The sequence below is a fragment of the Flavobacterium sp. genome, from assembly GCF_039595935.1.
Classification (GTDB): domain Bacteria; phylum Bacteroidota; class Bacteroidia; order Flavobacteriales; family Flavobacteriaceae; genus Flavobacterium.
Genome location: NZ_JBCNKR010000004.1, coordinates 322,726 through 341,127, shown reverse-complemented (window position 1 = coordinate 341,127; position 18,402 = coordinate 322,726). Strand labels below are relative to the sequence as shown.

The following is an 18,402-nucleotide window of genomic DNA, read 5'->3' as shown; positions in this document are numbered from 1 at the left end:
GTTTAAGTAATGATGGTTATATGCTTATAACAAATTGAGTACTATATTTTTTCTACTCAAATGTAAAAAAAATATTATAAAAATAATGAGTTTTTAAGTTATAAGCTAAAAGAAATTAAATAAAACTCTTAAAATTTTAGTTAATCAATGTTGTTGTGTAAAGTGTCGACTTTGTTCAGAAAAGCTTCGTTTTGGTCATGTCTGTCACTTTCATCATCACAGGGAATAGACTCGCAGCTGTAATTCAATATAGAAATTATAAGAGCAAGTATTGAAATACGTAAAATTAGTTTCATGGTGTTTTATGTTTTGCTGGTACTTTATTTACTCGAAAAGTATGATTATGCAATAAAATCTACTTACATAATTTTTGGTTATTGTTGTATAATTCTCATGCTGAAAAAAAATGTATTTTTAAATGCTCAAAAGCCGAATACAAAAACAGAATTTCCAGATTTATGAAACATTCAAAAAAGGGAGAATTTTACGGAGATACGAATACAACTATTTATTTTGACGGCATAACTTTAACAGATACGGTTTATACACATCCAAAAGTAGACTGGCATTATCATGAACATGCTTATTTTACTTTTATTCTTCAGGGCCATGTTATTGAAGGCAATAAAAAGGAGGTTTATAACTGTAATCCCGGAAGTCTTTTGTTTCATAATTGGCAGGATGCACATTATAATATAAAACCTGACGGATTTACGAGAGGTTTTCATCTTGAAATCGAAAAGCACTGGTTTGATAATTTGAGTTTAAACAGCGAAAATCTGGAAGGAAGTTCTAAGATCTTAAATCCGGATATTAAACTTTTGATGTATAAAATTTTCAGAGCTTCAAAAATAGACGAGGCAGATTCTGATCTTTCGACACAAATTTTACTGCTTGAAATTATTTCAAAACTGCAGGATAATTTTAAATCTGCTTTTGATAAAAAGCCCAAATGGGTAACAATGATTGATGAAATTTTGCACGAACAATTTACAGAAAATCTTTCTTTAGAATATTTATCGTCTATTTTAGATATTCATCCGATACATTTATCAAGAGATTTTTCTAAATACTTTAACTGCAATCTTGGCGAATATATTCGGAAACTGAAGGTAGAAAAGGCGCTTTCGCTGATGTCATCCCAACAACAATCTTTTACAGAAATCGCGTATCAATGCGGCTTTGCAGACCAAAGTCATTTTAACAGATGTTTTAGAGAAATGAATGAAATTAATCCTTCGGAACATAAAAAACTTCTTTTCGGGAAATAATGTTCATGTTAATTCTGTACAATTTTTTATTCGTTAAGTGATTTAGCTTTGCCATTCAATCATCATAAAAATTAAAAAAATGACACGTTTATTATTGTTTCTTTTATTGACTTTGTTTGGTAAAATTACGGCTCAAAATGATTTGTATACACCAGATGCAATTGTTTATGATATTCACAAAACAAACATTGGCAGAGTGGTGTTTATGAACGGAAATATTTCACTAGATCAGTTTAAAAAATCAGACATTTTAAATTCATTTGAATTAAAACACAGAAGTGATTTGAATATCAGGGTTTTTATGAATAATTCGGTCTTGAATTATCTGCATCAACTGGCTCCGGATCTGTCGACAGAAATACTTTTAAAAACCGGAAATCTTCAGTTTTCATTTTATGTAGATGGAAAAATGATTTACAAAGAAAATATCCATCATGGCTGTAATTTTGGATCTGGAGGTAACAAAAATACGTCAACTACTTTCAGGGTTCCGCTTACCAGTTCTAAAGGCGAAGACTGGTGGGCAATGTATATGTGGGATAGATTTAAAAATAATGGAGGTGATAAAGCTTTGACTGAAGGAAATCATTTGCTTAAAATTGAAATTAGACCTTATATTAAGCTGAGTGAAAATGATGTAAAAACAGGAAATTTAATTGCGGATGGAGAATTAAAGCTGATTATAAAACCCATTGTGCTGACTAAAAAACAAATTGAAGTTCAGCAGATTCAGCCCGAAAGTGACTGGCAAATTTCGGAACAGCCTTTTGATAAAAAGAAAATAGAGTCGTTAAATACTGCTATTGGAAATTATACTTTAAAAGAGATAACAAGTATTGTGGCTGTTTATGATGGCAAATTACTAATTGAGGAATATTTTAATGATGCTGATAGAAATACGCTGCACGATACACGATCTGCGGGGAAATCTTTTACTTCTACTTTAATGGGAATGGCTATTGCGGATGGTTTTATAAAAAATGAAAATCAGACTTTAAATACGTTTTATGATTTAAAAAAGTTTGCGAATTATGAACCTAAAAAAGACAGCGTTAAAATAAGAGATCTTCTTACGATGAGTTCTGCTTTTGAAGGATCAGATATAAACGGTGATTCTCCGGGAAATGAAGATAATATGTATCCTGCAGAAAATTGGGTAAAATTTGCTCTGGATCTTCCTATGGATAAGGCGAAAACAAATGGCAGACAATGGGATTATTTTACGGCCGGAGTTGTAGTTTTGGGAGATGTTCTGGATAAATCCGTTCCTGAGGGTTTAGAAAAATATGCCGATCAAAAACTTTTTAAGCCTTTACATATTACGAAATACCAATGGCAGTACACGCCGCAAAAAGTTGTCAATACGGCGGGAAGTTTACAAATGACTTCTTTGGATTATGCAAAATATGCTCAGTTGTATAAAAATAAAGGCTCATGGAGCGGAAAACAGCTTTTAAATCCGGAATGGGTTTCTAAAACTTTTACAAAACAAATTCAAATTCCGGAGCGTGACAATGAGTTTTACGGCTTTTTGTTCTGGAACAAAACGATTTCTTTAGAAGGAAAAAATTATGAAACGTTTTATTGTGCGGGAAATGGCGGTAATCAGTTTATTGTTTTTAAAGACCTTCCGTTAGTGATTATTATTACATCAAAAGCATTTAATAAACCTTATGGTCATGCTCAGGCAGATAAAATTGTGAAGGAATATATCCTGCCGGCGATTCTCAATTATAAATCTTAAGTTTAACTAGAAACTCCCCTTTAAATGCAGGGTAAAACCATCAAAAACATATCAATTTTGGTATGTTTTTTTATTTTATAATCATTTTTAATTGTTGATAATATGTAGCTAAATAGTTGATAACTAGTGTTCTGATTTATGATTATTTCGGTTTTTGAATGTTTATATTTGATAAAGAAATAGTTAAGGAATTAATTTAAATATTAATTATATGGAAAGAGCTATCAGACTAAAAGTACGTAAAGAATTAGACGGACGTGAACAGTTTAATGTAATTAAGTTAAAAGGCAGTTTAATTTCCAAAGGGTATACTGAGATAATACACATATTAGATCAGGATGATGAATATCATATTAATTCTTTTGAAACACCTGTCGAAAACAGAAATGAGGTAAAAGATTTTATTACAGCTTTTATTTCCAGTCAAAATCTTACTGACGCTGTTACTGTTTTCAAATAATGAAAATTTAATATCATAAAAAAAGCCATCTGGTTTCAGGTGGCTTATTTCTTTTATGTTGGTTGCAATTTATAATGGTCGGTCCATACTTTCCAGACTGTCATCCTGGTAATAATCATCGTCGTCTTCGTAATCATTATCCTGATACAAACTATCATCAAACTCCTCATCATCCCATGATTTAGCACAGCTTTGACCTCTAAAATAGGGAGTAGTTTCATGTTCGCTGCATACTGTTATCGAATCATACAAAGAAAAATAATTTGATTCTTCATTTCTAAATCTTGTTTCGCCATTTTGAAAATCTTCGCCATATCGAAGGTTGTTTTCTCTTTCTTCAAAATTCATGATAGTATTTTTTTGGGTGTTACTATTCTAATTTTTTTCTTCTCCTGCATGCACCAGATTTCTGTGTTTCTTACAGTTTCATTTTTTGATTATGAGAGGATGGTAAAAATAGGACGTTTATTCTGAACAGATTTACATTTAAAAGTTTTGTAATTATATAATTCACAGGTTTTTAAGAATTAAATATTATTACATCTTCGTAATAATAAACTCGCTTCGTCTGTTTATTTGATGTTGCGCTTCGGTACACGGAACGCCGTTTGAGCAATTATTGATAAGCTCGGTTTCTCCATAACCAATAGCACTTTCGATTCTTTCGGGAGCGATTCCCTGAGAAATTATGTAATCGCGGGTGGCTTTTGCTCTTCGGTCAGAAAGTTCAAGATTATATTGATCGTTGGCACGAGAATCGGTGTGTGATTCGATTTTTATGACAACTTTTGGGTATTGACTCATTAATAAAACTACTTTGTTCAATTCTATTGCGGCATCATATCGTATTTCAGATTTATCAAGATCAAAGAAAATAATTCCGATTTTGATTTTTAATACACCCTCTTTTCGTTCTATAAGCGTTGGGTCCAGTCCAACTGGGACTTCAGTTATTCCTGAATTTTCAGATGTCGTAATAGATTTTGAATTTGTGGTAAAATTATCTTTTACAACTTCAATGGTATAGGGCGTATTGCAGGAAATGTTTTCATCAAAATCAAATTTTCCATCAATTCCTGAAACGGCCTCGTTTAGTTTTTGATTTTCATTGTTTTTAAGCGTTACAATGGCTCCTGCAATTTTATTGTTAGAAATGGCATCAAAAACATATCCGGAAATTGATTGTGTACAGCTTCTTTCAAAAGAATAAATATCATCGTCGCCTTTACCGGTTTTTCGGTTGGAGCATACAAAACCTTTGTTGGTTTCTTCATTTACGATATAACCAAAATCATCTCTATTACTGTTTAAGGGTTCACCGAGATTATTTGGAGAATCAAAAATTCCATCATATAAACGGCTTTCAAAAACATCTAATCCGCCTAAACCCAGAAACCCGTCAGAAGCAAAGTATAAAGCCTTATCAGTAATAAACGGAAACATTTCACGTCCGCTGGTATTGATTTTTTCACCTAAATTTTTGGGAGCAGAATATTGATCTTCGCCTAAAATATCGACTACAAAAATGTCTGTAGCTCCTATAGTTCCGGGCATATCAGAAACGAAATATAGTTTTTTCCCGTCTTTGCTTACAGAAGGCTGCCCAACAGAATAATTATCACTATTGAAAGGAAGTTCTTTTATATTTTCCCAACGCACTGTACCATTGCTGTTTTCTATGGCTTTTGCCGAATATATTTTTAAATTATTAACACCCTTGTCGTCTCTTTTTAGTTTTCCGTTGTAATTATTTCTTGTAAAATAAATTGTTTTTTCGTCTGGAGAAAAAGCGACGCAGGCTTCATGATATTGTGTGGTGATTTCTTTTCCAAAACGTTCTTTAAAAGTAACATTGGTTTGTGTGGGGCTAATTTTACCCAATTGCATGTTTAAATAAGGCTGATTGTTCCATCCGTATTTATTTGTTTTTATATAAGAGGAATCTGAAGTGGTTGAATAAACTAAATCGCCTTTATAAAACATAGGACCAAAATCAGAATAGGCAGAATTTATTTCAAGATTTTCTAATATAAATTGTGGTTTGATTTTTTTAATATCTTCGAGTGTAACTGTTTTAAGTGAGAAATTTTCGGCTCTGGAATCAGATGATTTTTGTTTTTCAGAAAATTTTTTCATCCATTTTTTAGCCAGATCATAATTCTGAATTCCCTGTAAAGATTGCGCGTAACGGAAATAATATTCAGCCGAAACTTCATTTGGATATTCTGCCAGAAGTTTGCCGTACCATTTGCTGGCACTTGTCATTTGAGTATTAAAATAATGTGCATCACCCACACGCTGCAGCATTTCTTTTGAAGCATCGCCGCTTTTTATTGACATTTCATACGACTTTGCGGCTTCTACATAATACATTTTATCAAATAGAGCATCGGCCGTTTTGTTCTTGGTCTGCGAGTAAACCATTTGCACGGTGAGTAATATCAATATGGTAATTCTTTTTTCCATAAAATAAAATTTAAAAGAATCTAGGTGATTTTAATCCTTTTTTGCGGGATACCAATTCAAATCGAAGCATGATTTCGTGTGTGCCGCTGTTGTAAGTCTGCAGATCAGTTGTGGAATAATCATAGGCATAACCCGCCAGAATTTGCGGCGTAATTTGTAAAGTAGCCATGGCACTTACAGAATCTCCTGTTCGATAGGATGCGCCCAGTGTTATAACATTATTAAACATAAAGTTGGCCGAAAAATCTGCAATTAAAGGAGCTCCGGCAACATATTTCACCAAAACAGCTGGTTTGAATTTTGTATGTGCCGAAAGATCAAAAACAATTCCTCCAATCAAATAAACGTGAATTCTTTCGTTTACGAGATCTTCGGCTATATCGTCATAATCATATCGTTCACGTGTCATAAAATTTGGAACAGATAATCCGATATAATCTCTTTCGCCATGCCAGTATAAACCGGCTCCCACAACGGGTAAAAATTTGTTGGTAACGTTTTCACGAAACTGAACATCCGGATCTTTGTAACTTCCTTTTGTCCAGTCTATATTGATAACTCTGCCGCCTCCTTTTATACCAAAGGATAATTTATGGGTTTCTCCGGATTGAATGGTATAAGAGAAATTAGCATCAATATATTGCTCTTCCGATGGTCCGATTTCTTCACTAACTACTGATAAACCTAAACCCACTCGTTTGCCAACAGGAGTGTCTAAAGTAAAAGATTGTGTACTTGGAGCTCCTTCAAGACCTACCCATTGCGTTCTGTATATTCCGGTAATAGTTAAATGTCCCAGCGAGCCGGCATACGCAGAGTTTACACTGAGTGTATTATACATATACTGAGTGTACTGCGGATCTTGCTGTGCCAGTGCGCCAACGACAGAGAGCATTGTAATGATCGTGAAAATCTTTTTTATATTTTGAATCATAGCCAATTGTTATTTTGGTTATTCATTTTATTTTAAATAAAGCCATCCGGAGGTTTTTGCCGAACCATTTCCGAGATCCAGAATGTAGAAATAAGTACCTTCCGGAAGTGTTTTGGCTGATCCGTTTTCTTTACCATCCCAGGTGTTGTTGTATCCTTTTTTATAATAAACCAAATTTCCCCAGCGATTAAATACCTGCAGCTGGTTGTCAGGATATTGTGTTATACAATCGATGTAGAAAGTATCATTTTGTCCGTCGTCATTTGGAGAAAACTCATTATAAATTTTCAGACAGTTTGGAGAAACTGTTGCACTGTCCTGATTGTTTGCACTATTGGTATCTATCTGATCCATTTTTACAAGATGTGCCGTATTTAGGTAATCATTAAAATCGATCACTTTTGCTGTTATGGTAAGAGTTTGTGAACTTCCTGCATTTACAGCTGGAATAGTCCAGTTTCCGGTTGTGCTGTTATACATTCCTGATGTTACCGTAAAACTATCCAGAGTATATCCTTTCGGCAGAATATCCTGAACCTCAACATTTGTAGCGGTAAGATTTCCAATATTTTCGGCAGTTATCGTAAATATTATACTGCTGCCCATCGGAACATCGGTTTTATCAACTTCTTTGGTTATTGCGATATCTGTTGAAGGAATATTGATAAATTCAGAATCTTCGTCGTCTTCGCTCTGATCGCCATTGTCGTTATTGGGTTTACTGTCCGGATCAAATTGATTACTGGCTGTTACCTGAGTAATATTAAGATAATCATCACTGTCAAGTCCATGCGGACTTGCAACTGCTGCCTGATAACTTAAGGTGATCCCTCCAACGGGCACCGTTAAATCAACCCATTTTATTTTATTATTACTGAATATTCCCCCATTGTTTATACTGTTGATGTTATAATATCCCAGAGGAATTATGTCTTCGACAGCAACACCGCTTGCTGCGCTTGGTCCGTCATTGTTAAGTTGTAAAGTGAAATTAATGACTTCTCCAACATTTGCATTTTTATTACTGACCGTTTTTTCTAAACTTAAATCAGCAATAGAAACATTGATTTGAAGGCTGTCGTAATCATCTTCAGTTTTTACGCCATTATTGGGTGTTGAATCCGGATCAGGAAGATTACTGGAAATAATTTCTGTTTCGTTTGTGTATTCGCCGGCTGTTCCCGTAGGCGGATTTACTCTTGTGTAGATATCCAACGACTGATTAGCGCCATTTTGAACAATTCCAACATTCCAAATACCCGTTGCATAATTATATAAACCACTTGTAGGGCTGCTTGTTAAATAGGTGAAACCCGGTGGAAGTAAATCTTTAACAGATACTCCGCTCGCATCTCCCGGACCGTCATTAGTTACGGTTACAGTAAAAATAACCGTTGAACCCACATCCATTGGAGTAGTACCATTTAATACTGTTTTGTTTATAGAAAGATCGGCCATAACAATAACGGGAGTAACAGAAATGCTGTCATAATCGTCTTCAGTTGCAACTCCATTGCCCGGTGTACTATCGGGATCAAACTGATCAGAAGTCATTATTTCGGCAATATTTAGATATTCATCTGCTGTACTGGTTGGTGTTTTTACGTTTGCATTAATTAATAATGTATGACTGTTTCCAGGCAAAATGATTCCAGGATTCCAGATTCCGCTTATATTATTATAACTTCCTGAAGTGGCATTATAAAACACATACTCATAACCAGATGGCAGGACATCTCTAATTGTTACACCTGTCGCAACACTTGGCCCGGAATTGGTCACAGTAATCGAGAACGAAATTTGAGAACCAACGTCGGGAGTAACATTATTGTTGACTACTAATTTTTCTATCGAAAGATCAGCAATTGCTGAAACCGGAGTAAGTGTTACCGAACTAATATCATCTTCGCCATTAACATTGTTATTTGGAGTAGAATCAGGATCTTGTTCATTTGATGCATAAATTTCGGCAGTATTTACATAATTACCTGAATTGTTAACAATGGCAGTAATTAATAACGATTCAGAATCTCCTGATGCTATTGTTCCGATAGTCCAAATTCCGGTTGTGTCAAAGTATTGTCCGGTTGTCGAACTGTAAACAACATATTGAAGACCGCCTGGCAGCTGGTCTATAACCTGAACGCCTGTAGCTGTTTGCGGCCCGCTGTTTTGTACCGTAATTTCAAAAGTAACGGTTGAACCAAAAATTGGACTTAAATTATTTCCAATTAAAGTTTTGGTCAATGATAAATCTGCTAAGGCACTTACTGGAGATGTACTGGCTTCAGCATAATCATTTTCTAAAGGAATACCGTTATTAGGTGTTGAATTTGGATCAGGTAAACTGCTCGCTGTAACTTCTGCAGAATTGGTATAATTTCCTGTTTGATTTACAACAGCTGATATTTGCAAAGTTTCAGATTTTCCATTTACTAAATTTCCAATATTCCATAATCCTGTTGAGGCATTATAAGTTCCTGTGGTAGCCGTAAAGCTATTAAAAGTATAACCCGACGTCAGTAAATCTGTAACCTGAACATTAGTATTGTCTTGCGGGCCATTATTAGTAGCTACAATTTCAAAAGTAACCTGAGAGCCTACTAATGGAGTAGGATTATTAACTGTTTTGGTTAATGATAAATCAGAAGATTGTTGTACAGGTGTTGTTGAAACAGATGCGTAGTCATCTTCTGCAGGCACTCCGTTATTAGGAGTAGAATCAGGATCTGGAAGATTAGCGGAAGATATTTCGGCAATATTCAAATAATCTCCAGCTGAGTTTACTATGGCTATTATTTGTAAAGTTTCGGATTTTCCATTTACTAAATTTCCAATATTCCATAATCCTGTTGAGGCATTATAAGTTCCAGTAGAAACCGTAAAATTATTAAAAGTATAACCTGACGGCAGTAAATCTGTAATCTGAACGTTTGTATTATCCTGCGGGCCATTATTGGTTACTACAATTTCAAAAGTAACCTGAGAACCCACGAGCGGAGTCGGATTGTTAACAGTTTTGGTTAATGATAAATCAGAAGATTGTTGAATAGGTGTCGTTGAAACCGATGCATAGTCATCTTCCGCAGGCACTGTATTATTAGGAGTAGAATCAGGATCTGTAAGATTAGCTGAAGATATTTCTGCAATATTCAAATAATCTCCGGCTGAGTTTACTATGGCTATTATTTGTAAAGTTTCGGATTTTCCATTTACTAAATTTCCAATATTCCATAATCCTGTTGAGGCACTATAAGTTCCTGTAGTAGCCGTAAAATTATTAAAAGTATAACCTGACGGCAGTAAATCTGTAACTTGAACATTTGTATTATCCTGCGGACCATTATTAGTTGCTACAATTTCAAAAGTAACCTGAGAACCCACGAGCGGAGTCGGATTGTTAACAGTTTTGGTTAATGATAAATCTGATGATAACTGAATAGGGGTTGTTGTTATTTCTGAATAATCATCTTCTGTTGTGATTCCATTATCGGGAGTTGAATCAGGATCAGGCTGACTGCTTGAACTAATTTCGGCGCTGTTTGTGTAATTTCCAGCTGCATTAACCACAGCAGTTATTTGCAAAGTATGATATGTTGCAATTGGCATGTTTCCAATTATCCAAAAACCGGTTGATGAATCATAAGTTCCTGCTGTTGTAGTGTATGATACAAATGTATATCCGGAAGGAAGTAAATCAGTTACCACAACAGCATCTGTTTCCTGTGGTCCCATATTGTATATCTGAACATTGAACGTTACTTGAGAACCAACCAGCGGAGTACTATTACTTACACTTTTTGTCAACGATAAATCAGCCGATTGGGGAATAGGTATTGTTGAAACCTCAGCATAATCATCTTCTGTTGTAACGGCATTATTTGGTGTCGAATCAGGATCAGGCTGACTGCTGGCAGTGATTTCGGCATTATTAGTGTAATTTCCAAAAGGATTAACCACAGCGGTTATCTGTAAAGTATACGAGTTGGTTACAGGAATATTTCCAACGTTCCAGATTCCGGTTACCGGATCGTAGCTTCCAGTTGTTGCACTGTATAAAACAAAACTATACCCTGATGGCAGTAAATCTTTGACTGCAACTGTGTTTGCATCTTGTGGACCTGTATTTTCTATCTGAAGACTAAATGTTACCAATGACCCAACAAGCGGAGTAGGATTGTCAACCGTTTTAGTCAATGATAAATCTGCTGATTGCGGAATCGGTGCTGTTGAAACTGCTGCATAGTCATCTTCTGTTGGAATACCGTTGTTTGGAGTAGAATCAGGATCAGGAAGAGCGCTTGATAAAATTTCAGCAATATTGGTATAGTCTCCAGTTGCATTTACTGTAGCTGTTATTTGTAAAATATGCGAATTTAAGAGTCCAATAGAACCTGTATTCCATATTCCTGTTACAGGATCATAAGCTCCCGAAGTGGTGTTATATGAAACGTAAGTGTAGCCATTTGGCAATAAATCATTTACTGTAACACCAGCTGTATTTTGAGGCCCTGCATTACTTACTTCTAAAGTAAAAGTAACTTGAGAACCAACCAGCGGAGTGTTATTATTTACGATTTTAATAAGTGATAAATCTGCTGATTGCGGAACTGGAACTGTAGTAGCTTCTGCATAATCATCTTCTGTTGTTACTCCATTATTTGGAGTCGAATCGGGATCAGGAAGTGAGCTTGCAGTTATTTCAGCAGTATTGGTATAATTTCCAGCTGTATTAACAGTTGCTAATAATTGTAATGTTTCTGAATCTCCATTAACTAAATTACCCACCGTCCAGACACCTGTAACCGAATCATAGGTTCCTGTAGAAATTCTAAACCCGTTGAAAGTATATCCTGATGGAAGTATATCGGTTACTTGTATTCCGTTATTATCCTGAGGGCCATTGTTCGTAACTACGATTTCAAAAACCACTTCAGAACCAACTATAGGTGCAGCGTTATTTACTGTTTTAGTTAATGTTAAATCTGATGATTGGGGGATAGGAATCGTTGATACCTCAGCATAATCATCTTCTATTGTGATTCCATTATTTGGAGTTGAATCAGGGTCAGGAATATCACTGCTGGTTACCTCAACTTTATTAATATAATTGCCCGCTGGGTTTACAGAAGCAATAATTTGTAAAGTTTCGGATTCGCTGCTTTCTAAAATATCCAGTGTCCATAATCCGGTTGTACTGTCATAGGTACCGCTGGTTGCATTAAAACTCACAAAAGTATATCCTGATGGCAGTAAATCTGTAACGGTTACGTGTGCAGTATCTTGCGGACCGCTGTTTGTAGTTATAACCTGAAAAGTAACTAATGATCCCACTAAAGGCGTTGTATTGCTGACTGATTTAGTTAAAGATAAATCTGCTGATTGTTGTATTGGAGTAATGACTGCATTTGCTTCATCATCTTCACTTTGATCTCCGTCATCATTATTTGGAGTACTGTCAGGATCGGGTAAATTACTGGCAGTTACTTGTGTAATATTAAAATAGTCTCCCGCAGGCAGTACTTTTACATCAAGAATAAGCGATTCTGAAACTCCGCTATCAACTGTTCCTACACTCCAAATTCCGGTTGTATTGTTATAAAGACCTGCAGAAGAGCTGTAATTTACGTATTCATAGCCCGATGGAAGTAAATCTGTTATTTGAACTCCGGTAGCATCGTTTGGTCCATCATTAGTAATAACAAGTTCAAACGAAATTACACTGCCTACAACGGGACTTGTATTTCCTGCCACTACATTTTTAACTAATGATAAATCTGCAGATGGGCCGATAAAAGTAATTTCGGCATCGTCCTGGTCATCCTCAGAAGAAATATTATTATTGGGAGTACTGTCCGGATCAGGTAAATCACTGGCTGTAACCTGAGCTGTATTATGGTAATCGCCTAAAGGATTTACAAGGGCTTTAAAACTTAAAACGAGAACCGAATTATTTCCTATAAATAAATTCTTCCATTCAAGGGTTGCTGTTGCTGACTGATAAGTTCCGTTATTCGATACTGAGCCCGGAATTAAAGTATATCCAACAGGTATTATGTCCTGTACACTAACCCCAGTTGCATTTCCGGGACCTCTATTGAATACATTTATAAAGAAATCGACTTGCTCTCCTGCAGCTGCAGCTGTGGGTGTAACTGTTTTTGTAAGTTCTAAATCAGCAAATTTCAAAATGATATTTGCACTTGCCATATCATCTTCAAGAAGTCCGTTACCGGGTGTACTATCAGGATCAAGCTGATGAGCGGTTTGTATTTCGGCAATATTAGAATAATTGGCAGATGTGGCAACATTTACTTTTGCTGTAATTTGCAAAGCTAAAGAGTTTCCGTTGTTCAGGTTGCCCACATTCCAGATACCCGTTGTGCTGTTATATTTGCCTGCACCATTATCACTAACATATGTATATCCGGGTGGAAGTTTGTCTGAAACAGTTATTCCAGTGGCATTATTAGGTCCGCTGTTAGTAACTCTAATCGTAAAAATCACATTATCATTAATACTTACATTAGTTGGCGAAACTGTTTTTTGAAGCGATAAATCGGCTACATCCAGTACTACTGCGGCATCATCCATATCATCTTCAGCGGGATTTTGATTGTTAGGCGTACTATCGGGATCAAACTGATTTGAAGCAATTATTTCGGCAGTATTTACATAAGAACCAGCAGCTATAATTGTTCCTTGAAAAGTTAAGGTCACTTTATTTCCAACCGGAATTGTAAGATTGTTCCAGGTTATGGTATTATCACCAAGATTATATTGTCCGGCGTAATTTGCAGATCCGGGAACTATATTTATTCCTGACGGAATATAATCTCTTACCGATACCCCCGTGGCAGTTACGGTTCCTCCCAATGAATTATTATTAAAAATCTGAATATTAAAAGTGACAATATTTCCGGCACTTCCCGTGGTTGGAGTTACAGTTTTGATTAACTCAAGATCAGCAACCGAAAGTATTATAATTGTTATAGTATCTGATGAAACAGTACAATTTCCGTTACTAACAGTCCATTCAAGTACATAAGTTCCGGAAACGGTTCCGGTTACGGTTGTAGTAGGAGATGTTTCATTTGTAAAACCGACTATTGTAGGACCAGAAATCTGAGTCCAGATTCCGTTACCTACACTTGGTGTTTCCGCATTCATAATTACAGGTGTAAACTGAGGTATTGTCTGATTTGGTCCCGCATCTGCTGTAGAAGGATTTTCATAAATTGTTACAAGAACAGAATCTTCAGAAATACAGCCATTTGAATTTAGTGTTGTAACTGTCCAAAGAAATTCATAAGTTCCGGGTATGAGACCAAGCATTAAAGAATTCCTTAAATTAGGTGAAGCAATATTAGCTGTATTGGGTCCTGATACCTGAGTCCACGTTCCTAGTCCTGAAGTCACCTGAGCAGCGTCCATTGTAGCAAAATTAACCCCGCATAATTCCTGATCAGGCCCAGCATCTGCAACAGAAGGAGGGACGTCATTAAATGTAATTTCTACTGTATCTGAAGAAGGCTGACATAATGATGGACTAGTAAAAGGGCCATTTGTAACAGTCCATGTTAATCGGTAAGTGCCGAGAGTAGTAATATTGGATAAGGTTGTCACGGGACTATTTGGACTGTCAATTACGACAGCTCCTCCCGAGGGATCATCCGCAGGGCTGGCAAAAGACCATGTTCCGATTCCTACTGTGGGTGGCACAGCTGCCGTTTGATACGTTGTTTGGCAGGCAACGGTATCATCAGGACCGGCATTTGCAGCGCTTGGTTCTGCATTCATTTCAATACGTACAATATCTGATAGTGTTCTGCAAGATGTACTTTCAAAAACCCATTCTAAAATATAAAGTCCCGGAACAGTTAATCCGGTAACAGTTGTTAATGGAGCGGATGGAGTAGTAATTACGGCTACACTGCCTGCAGGCTGATCAACAAAACGCCAAACTGAAACAGCAACATCAACTGGAGGTGTGTTTCCCTGCAGGGTAGTAACACCGCTGACATCAGAAATACATAAGGTTTGGTCTGGTCCGGCATCAGGATCGATACTCGCTCCGCTGAAAACCTGTATATTTACAGAATCTGATGACCCCGGACAAGTAGAACTATCGGGAAAAGTTGTTGTACTGGTCGTATACGTAAAAACATAACTATTACCGGGAACTACAGTGGCATTTGCAATATAACTATTAGGCGGAGATTGCGAAATAACCACATCTGCCGGATTTCCTGTCGTACTGGTAAGTGACCACGTTCCTGTTGAATTTTTATTTGCCATGAGGGCAACACTTGTAACATCACAATAACTTTGATCAGCGCCTGCATTAGCAGTTGGCGTAACGACTACTGTTATGTCATCAAATGTACCTGTACATAAAAACACACTTTTGGCTGTAATAGTCCATCTAAAGGTATAAGTACCGGCAACAAGCCCGTTAATTACTGTATTAGGATTTGACGGATCTACAATAGTGGGGTTATTAGGAGCTCCGGTAAGAACTGACCATTGCCCGGTTTCAAAAAAACTATCATAAGCACTTCCGGCCATTGTAACAGTGGTATTGTTACATACATTCTGATCGGGCCCTGCTAAGGCCTGATGAGGTGGAATCCCTATAGTCAAATTAATATCATCAAAAGCAGAACCACAAACAGCGGCATCTACTGTCCATCTAAAAATATAATAACCGCTATAGTTAAAAGTAAACACAGCATTTGGATCATGCTCATCACTAATCGTATAGTTTCCTAGACCTGAAATTCTGGTCCAGGTTCCCGTTGCTCCGCTGCTGCCAGATGCTGCCATAGTAATTGTTGTTCCACATATTTCCTGATCCGGTCCTGCATTTGCTGCGGGAGGAGTATCTGCAATTGTAACTGAGACACTGCTTTTATTAGGTTCACAAAGACGTGCAAAGGTTTCAATTGCCCAGGTAAAAGTATAAGTTCCGTTTCCGGGAACAGTCACTAAAGTATTAGGATCATTTACATCTGCAAAAATGACTCCACTGGCAGGAATTACAGTCCATGTTCCGGTTTCAAAATTTCCAGGGGTATTTCCGCTGAGGTTAAAAGTTGTTGTTCCCGTAGGATAACAAGCATCAGGCCCGGCATCAGAATTAGAAGCTGCACTAGAATTATTAGTTAGTATTGTAACCGTATCCGAAGCAGCCGCATTACATAATGGGCCGGGGTGCAGGTAAGAAACAGTCCATTGTAATTGATAAGATGACAAATTTGTTGCAAATCCGGTAGCTACAGCATTTGGATCATTGAGATCAGAAAAGATAATTGTATTTGGACCTGAGATTTGGCTCCATTCGCCAATTTCTCCTTCATCTACAGGAGTAGCAGCCAGATTTACCTGAGAGTTAGCGCAAACCACCTGATTAGTACCGGCTTCAACATTATTTAAATCACTGTCAGATACATATATGGTTACCGTAGCAATAGAAAAACCACAGGTTGCACCGCCGCCTTTTGTTATATATTGAAATACATAAGTTCCCGGAACAAGACCTGTTACTTGTGTATTTACAGCAAAATTATCTGCTATTGTTGCTTGATTAGGACCGCTTAGCTGGCTCCAGAAATGCATTCCGTCATCGGTTACGACTCCTGATAATGTTGTGGAAGTATCTCCACAAGGTAAACTCACATCAGATCCGGCATTTGACGGAGTAGGTGCACCTGAAACTAAAATACTCAATGTGTCAAATCCATAGTCACAGCCAACAGGTAGAGTTCCGTTTTGACTTCTGATAAATTCAACATTATAATTTCCAGATGCAGTAAGGGTTAATGTTAATGAGTTACCTACACTTTGTATTGCCGTTGGAAATGGTGCTAGAGGAGAACTGGCAGGACCGCTCACAATTCTATATTGATTAACACCAGTACCCGTTACCGTAAGCGGAATTGTAAATACAGTAGCATTACAACTCCCCACAATATCGTTGCCGTTATTAGCAGCTATAGTTCTTACAGCGCCATTATACTGAACATTATAATCTTTTGTAAAAATACAGCCAGTATTAGTATTCGTAAGTGTATATCTAAATTTATAAGGATCGCCAGAATCTGAAATATTAGTAACTAATGTGGTAGGGTTTGCAGGCGAAACAATGACAGCTCCGGTATCTCCTGAAATTTGAGTCCACTGTACCGTTTCTCCTGCATATAAAGGCGTTTGAGCTACAAGCGTAACTTCTGTAATGGTGTTGTCGCAAAAGAAAATATCTTCATCACCGCCCGGAAGAGTTGTTACATCCTGCGTTGCTGGCGGAACTGTAATTACAACCAAATCATTTCCGGAAGCACATGGACCGTTTACTGTCCATCTAAATGTATATGTTCCTTCAACAAGATTAGAAACGGGTGTAGTATTAGAACCCGGATTGCTTATCGTGGGCGTATTAGGACCGCTTACAAAAGTCCATTGACCGCTTTGACCATTTAGTCCGCAACCACCGTAAGTTCCCGTAAGATTTGTAGTTTGCGTTGTAGTATAACAATTACTCAAATTTTGATCAGGACCTGCTGAAACGGGTTTTGCGCCGCCATAATTGGTCACGGTTATTTGTGATGTTGTTCTGCATCGCTGTCCCGGAGCATACTCTTCACCTTCAATAACCCATTGCAGAGTAGTAACACCGCAGCTTTCGGCCGGTAAAGTTATAGTTGAGGTAGGCAAATCAGGAAAATTAATAATTACTCCGGCATTATTATCGCCTACAATTTCCCAATATCCGGTTTCTCCGGCATTTTGGGGAGTATTAGCCGTAATACTCAAAGTTCCTAAATTATTAGGACAGCTGGCAATGTTTCCTCCGGCATTGGCAATCGTAATAGGTTGTACGTTTACCACTTTATCCTGATGAGCAGAAACCCCGTCACCGCAGGTGGCACTGTATCTAAAAATATAAGTATTTCCTCCCGTATATCCTGAAATGGTGGTGCTTGAACTAGTAGGGGAATTAATTACAACAGCAGGTCCTGAAATTTGAGTCCATAGAACAGTTCCTATAATCGGAGAAGGATTATTTCCCGTTAAAACTAAAGCATCGTTTTCGCAAATAGTTATGTTTAAAACTCCTGCATTTACAGTACAATTTTGCCCATATAAACTTATAGAAGAAACTATAAGCAGAATGAAAATTATCTTTTTTGTAAAATTTTTTAATAGTACAGATTGTTTCATAGACATTCGGGGATTGAAAGGTGGATATGAACAATTTACCTGATCTCGTCTGGCAATAAATCAATTGGGTATAATTTAAAAAAGCAGGTGCTGAATTGTAGAATGGGAGATTATCAAAATTAAGGAATAATAATTTCGGCAGGTGAAATTATTAGGTTTCAAGTTATAATATGAAACTTCAAATTTTAAAATGAAACAAGATTCTGGCTCATTTTTTTTAAGAGATTTACAGGAAATTGTATTAATAAAACCTATTGAATTAGATTTTTATATAATTGAAGTAAAACAACTTAAAAATAGTTTTGTA

8 protein-coding genes are annotated in these 18,402 nt (G+C 36.6%); 3 read left to right on the top strand and 5 right to left on the bottom strand.

The features are described 5' to 3' along the window. Positions 1-140: 140 nt before the first annotated feature. Positions 141-296, bottom strand: a complete 156-nt coding sequence (locus ABDW27_RS01810; RefSeq protein WP_343694346.1) for a hypothetical protein — start codon at positions 294-296, stop codon at positions 141-143. Positions 297-458: 162 nt separating this feature from the next. On the opposite strand from ABDW27_RS01810, the gene ABDW27_RS01805 reads away from it, so the two are divergent. The 3 genes from ABDW27_RS01805 to ABDW27_RS01795 all read left to right on the top strand — a co-directional run bounded on the left by ABDW27_RS01805 (position 459) and on the right by ABDW27_RS01795 (position 3,475). After that, positions 459-1,271: a helix-turn-helix transcriptional regulator gene (locus ABDW27_RS01805; RefSeq protein ID WP_343694345.1), complete on the top strand. Its 813-nt coding sequence runs from the start codon at positions 459-461 to the stop codon at positions 1,269-1,271. 79 nt (positions 1,272-1,350) lie between these two features. Beyond that, a complete protein-coding gene (locus ABDW27_RS01800) occupies positions 1,351-3,015 on the top strand; it encodes a serine hydrolase (protein WP_343694344.1) in 1,665 nt (554 codons plus the stop codon). Between the two features lie 211 nt (positions 3,016-3,226). Continuing rightward, positions 3,227-3,475: a hypothetical protein gene (locus ABDW27_RS01795; protein ID WP_343694343.1), complete on the top strand. Its 249-nt coding sequence runs from the start codon at positions 3,227-3,229 to the stop codon at positions 3,473-3,475. A gap of 69 nt (positions 3,476-3,544) precedes the next feature. Here the strand turns inward: ABDW27_RS01795 and ABDW27_RS01790 are convergent, their stop codons facing one another. The 4 genes from ABDW27_RS01790 to ABDW27_RS01775 all read right to left on the bottom strand — a co-directional run bounded on the left by ABDW27_RS01790 (position 3,545) and on the right by ABDW27_RS01775 (position 18,095). Beyond that, positions 3,545-3,823: a hypothetical protein gene (locus ABDW27_RS01790; RefSeq protein WP_343694342.1), complete on the bottom strand. Its 279-nt coding sequence runs from the start codon at positions 3,821-3,823 to the stop codon at positions 3,545-3,547. 189 nt (positions 3,824-4,012) lie between these two features. Next, the gene (locus ABDW27_RS01785; protein ID WP_343694341.1) at positions 4,013-5,941 is read right to left on the bottom strand and encodes an OmpA family protein; all 1,929 of its coding nucleotides are present in this window, start codon (positions 5,939-5,941) and stop codon (positions 4,013-4,015) included. Positions 5,942-5,951: 10 nt separating this feature from the next. Further along, complete coding sequence (locus ABDW27_RS01780; protein WP_343694340.1) at positions 5,952-6,875, bottom strand: type IX secretion system membrane protein PorP/SprF; 924 nt, start codon at positions 6,873-6,875, stop codon at positions 5,952-5,954. Positions 6,876-6,902: 27 nt separating this feature from the next. Beyond that, positions 6,903-18,095, bottom strand: a complete 11,193-nt coding sequence (locus tag ABDW27_RS01775; protein WP_343694339.1) for a gliding motility-associated C-terminal domain-containing protein — start codon at positions 18,093-18,095, stop codon at positions 6,903-6,905. Positions 18,096-18,402 lie beyond the last annotated feature (307 nt).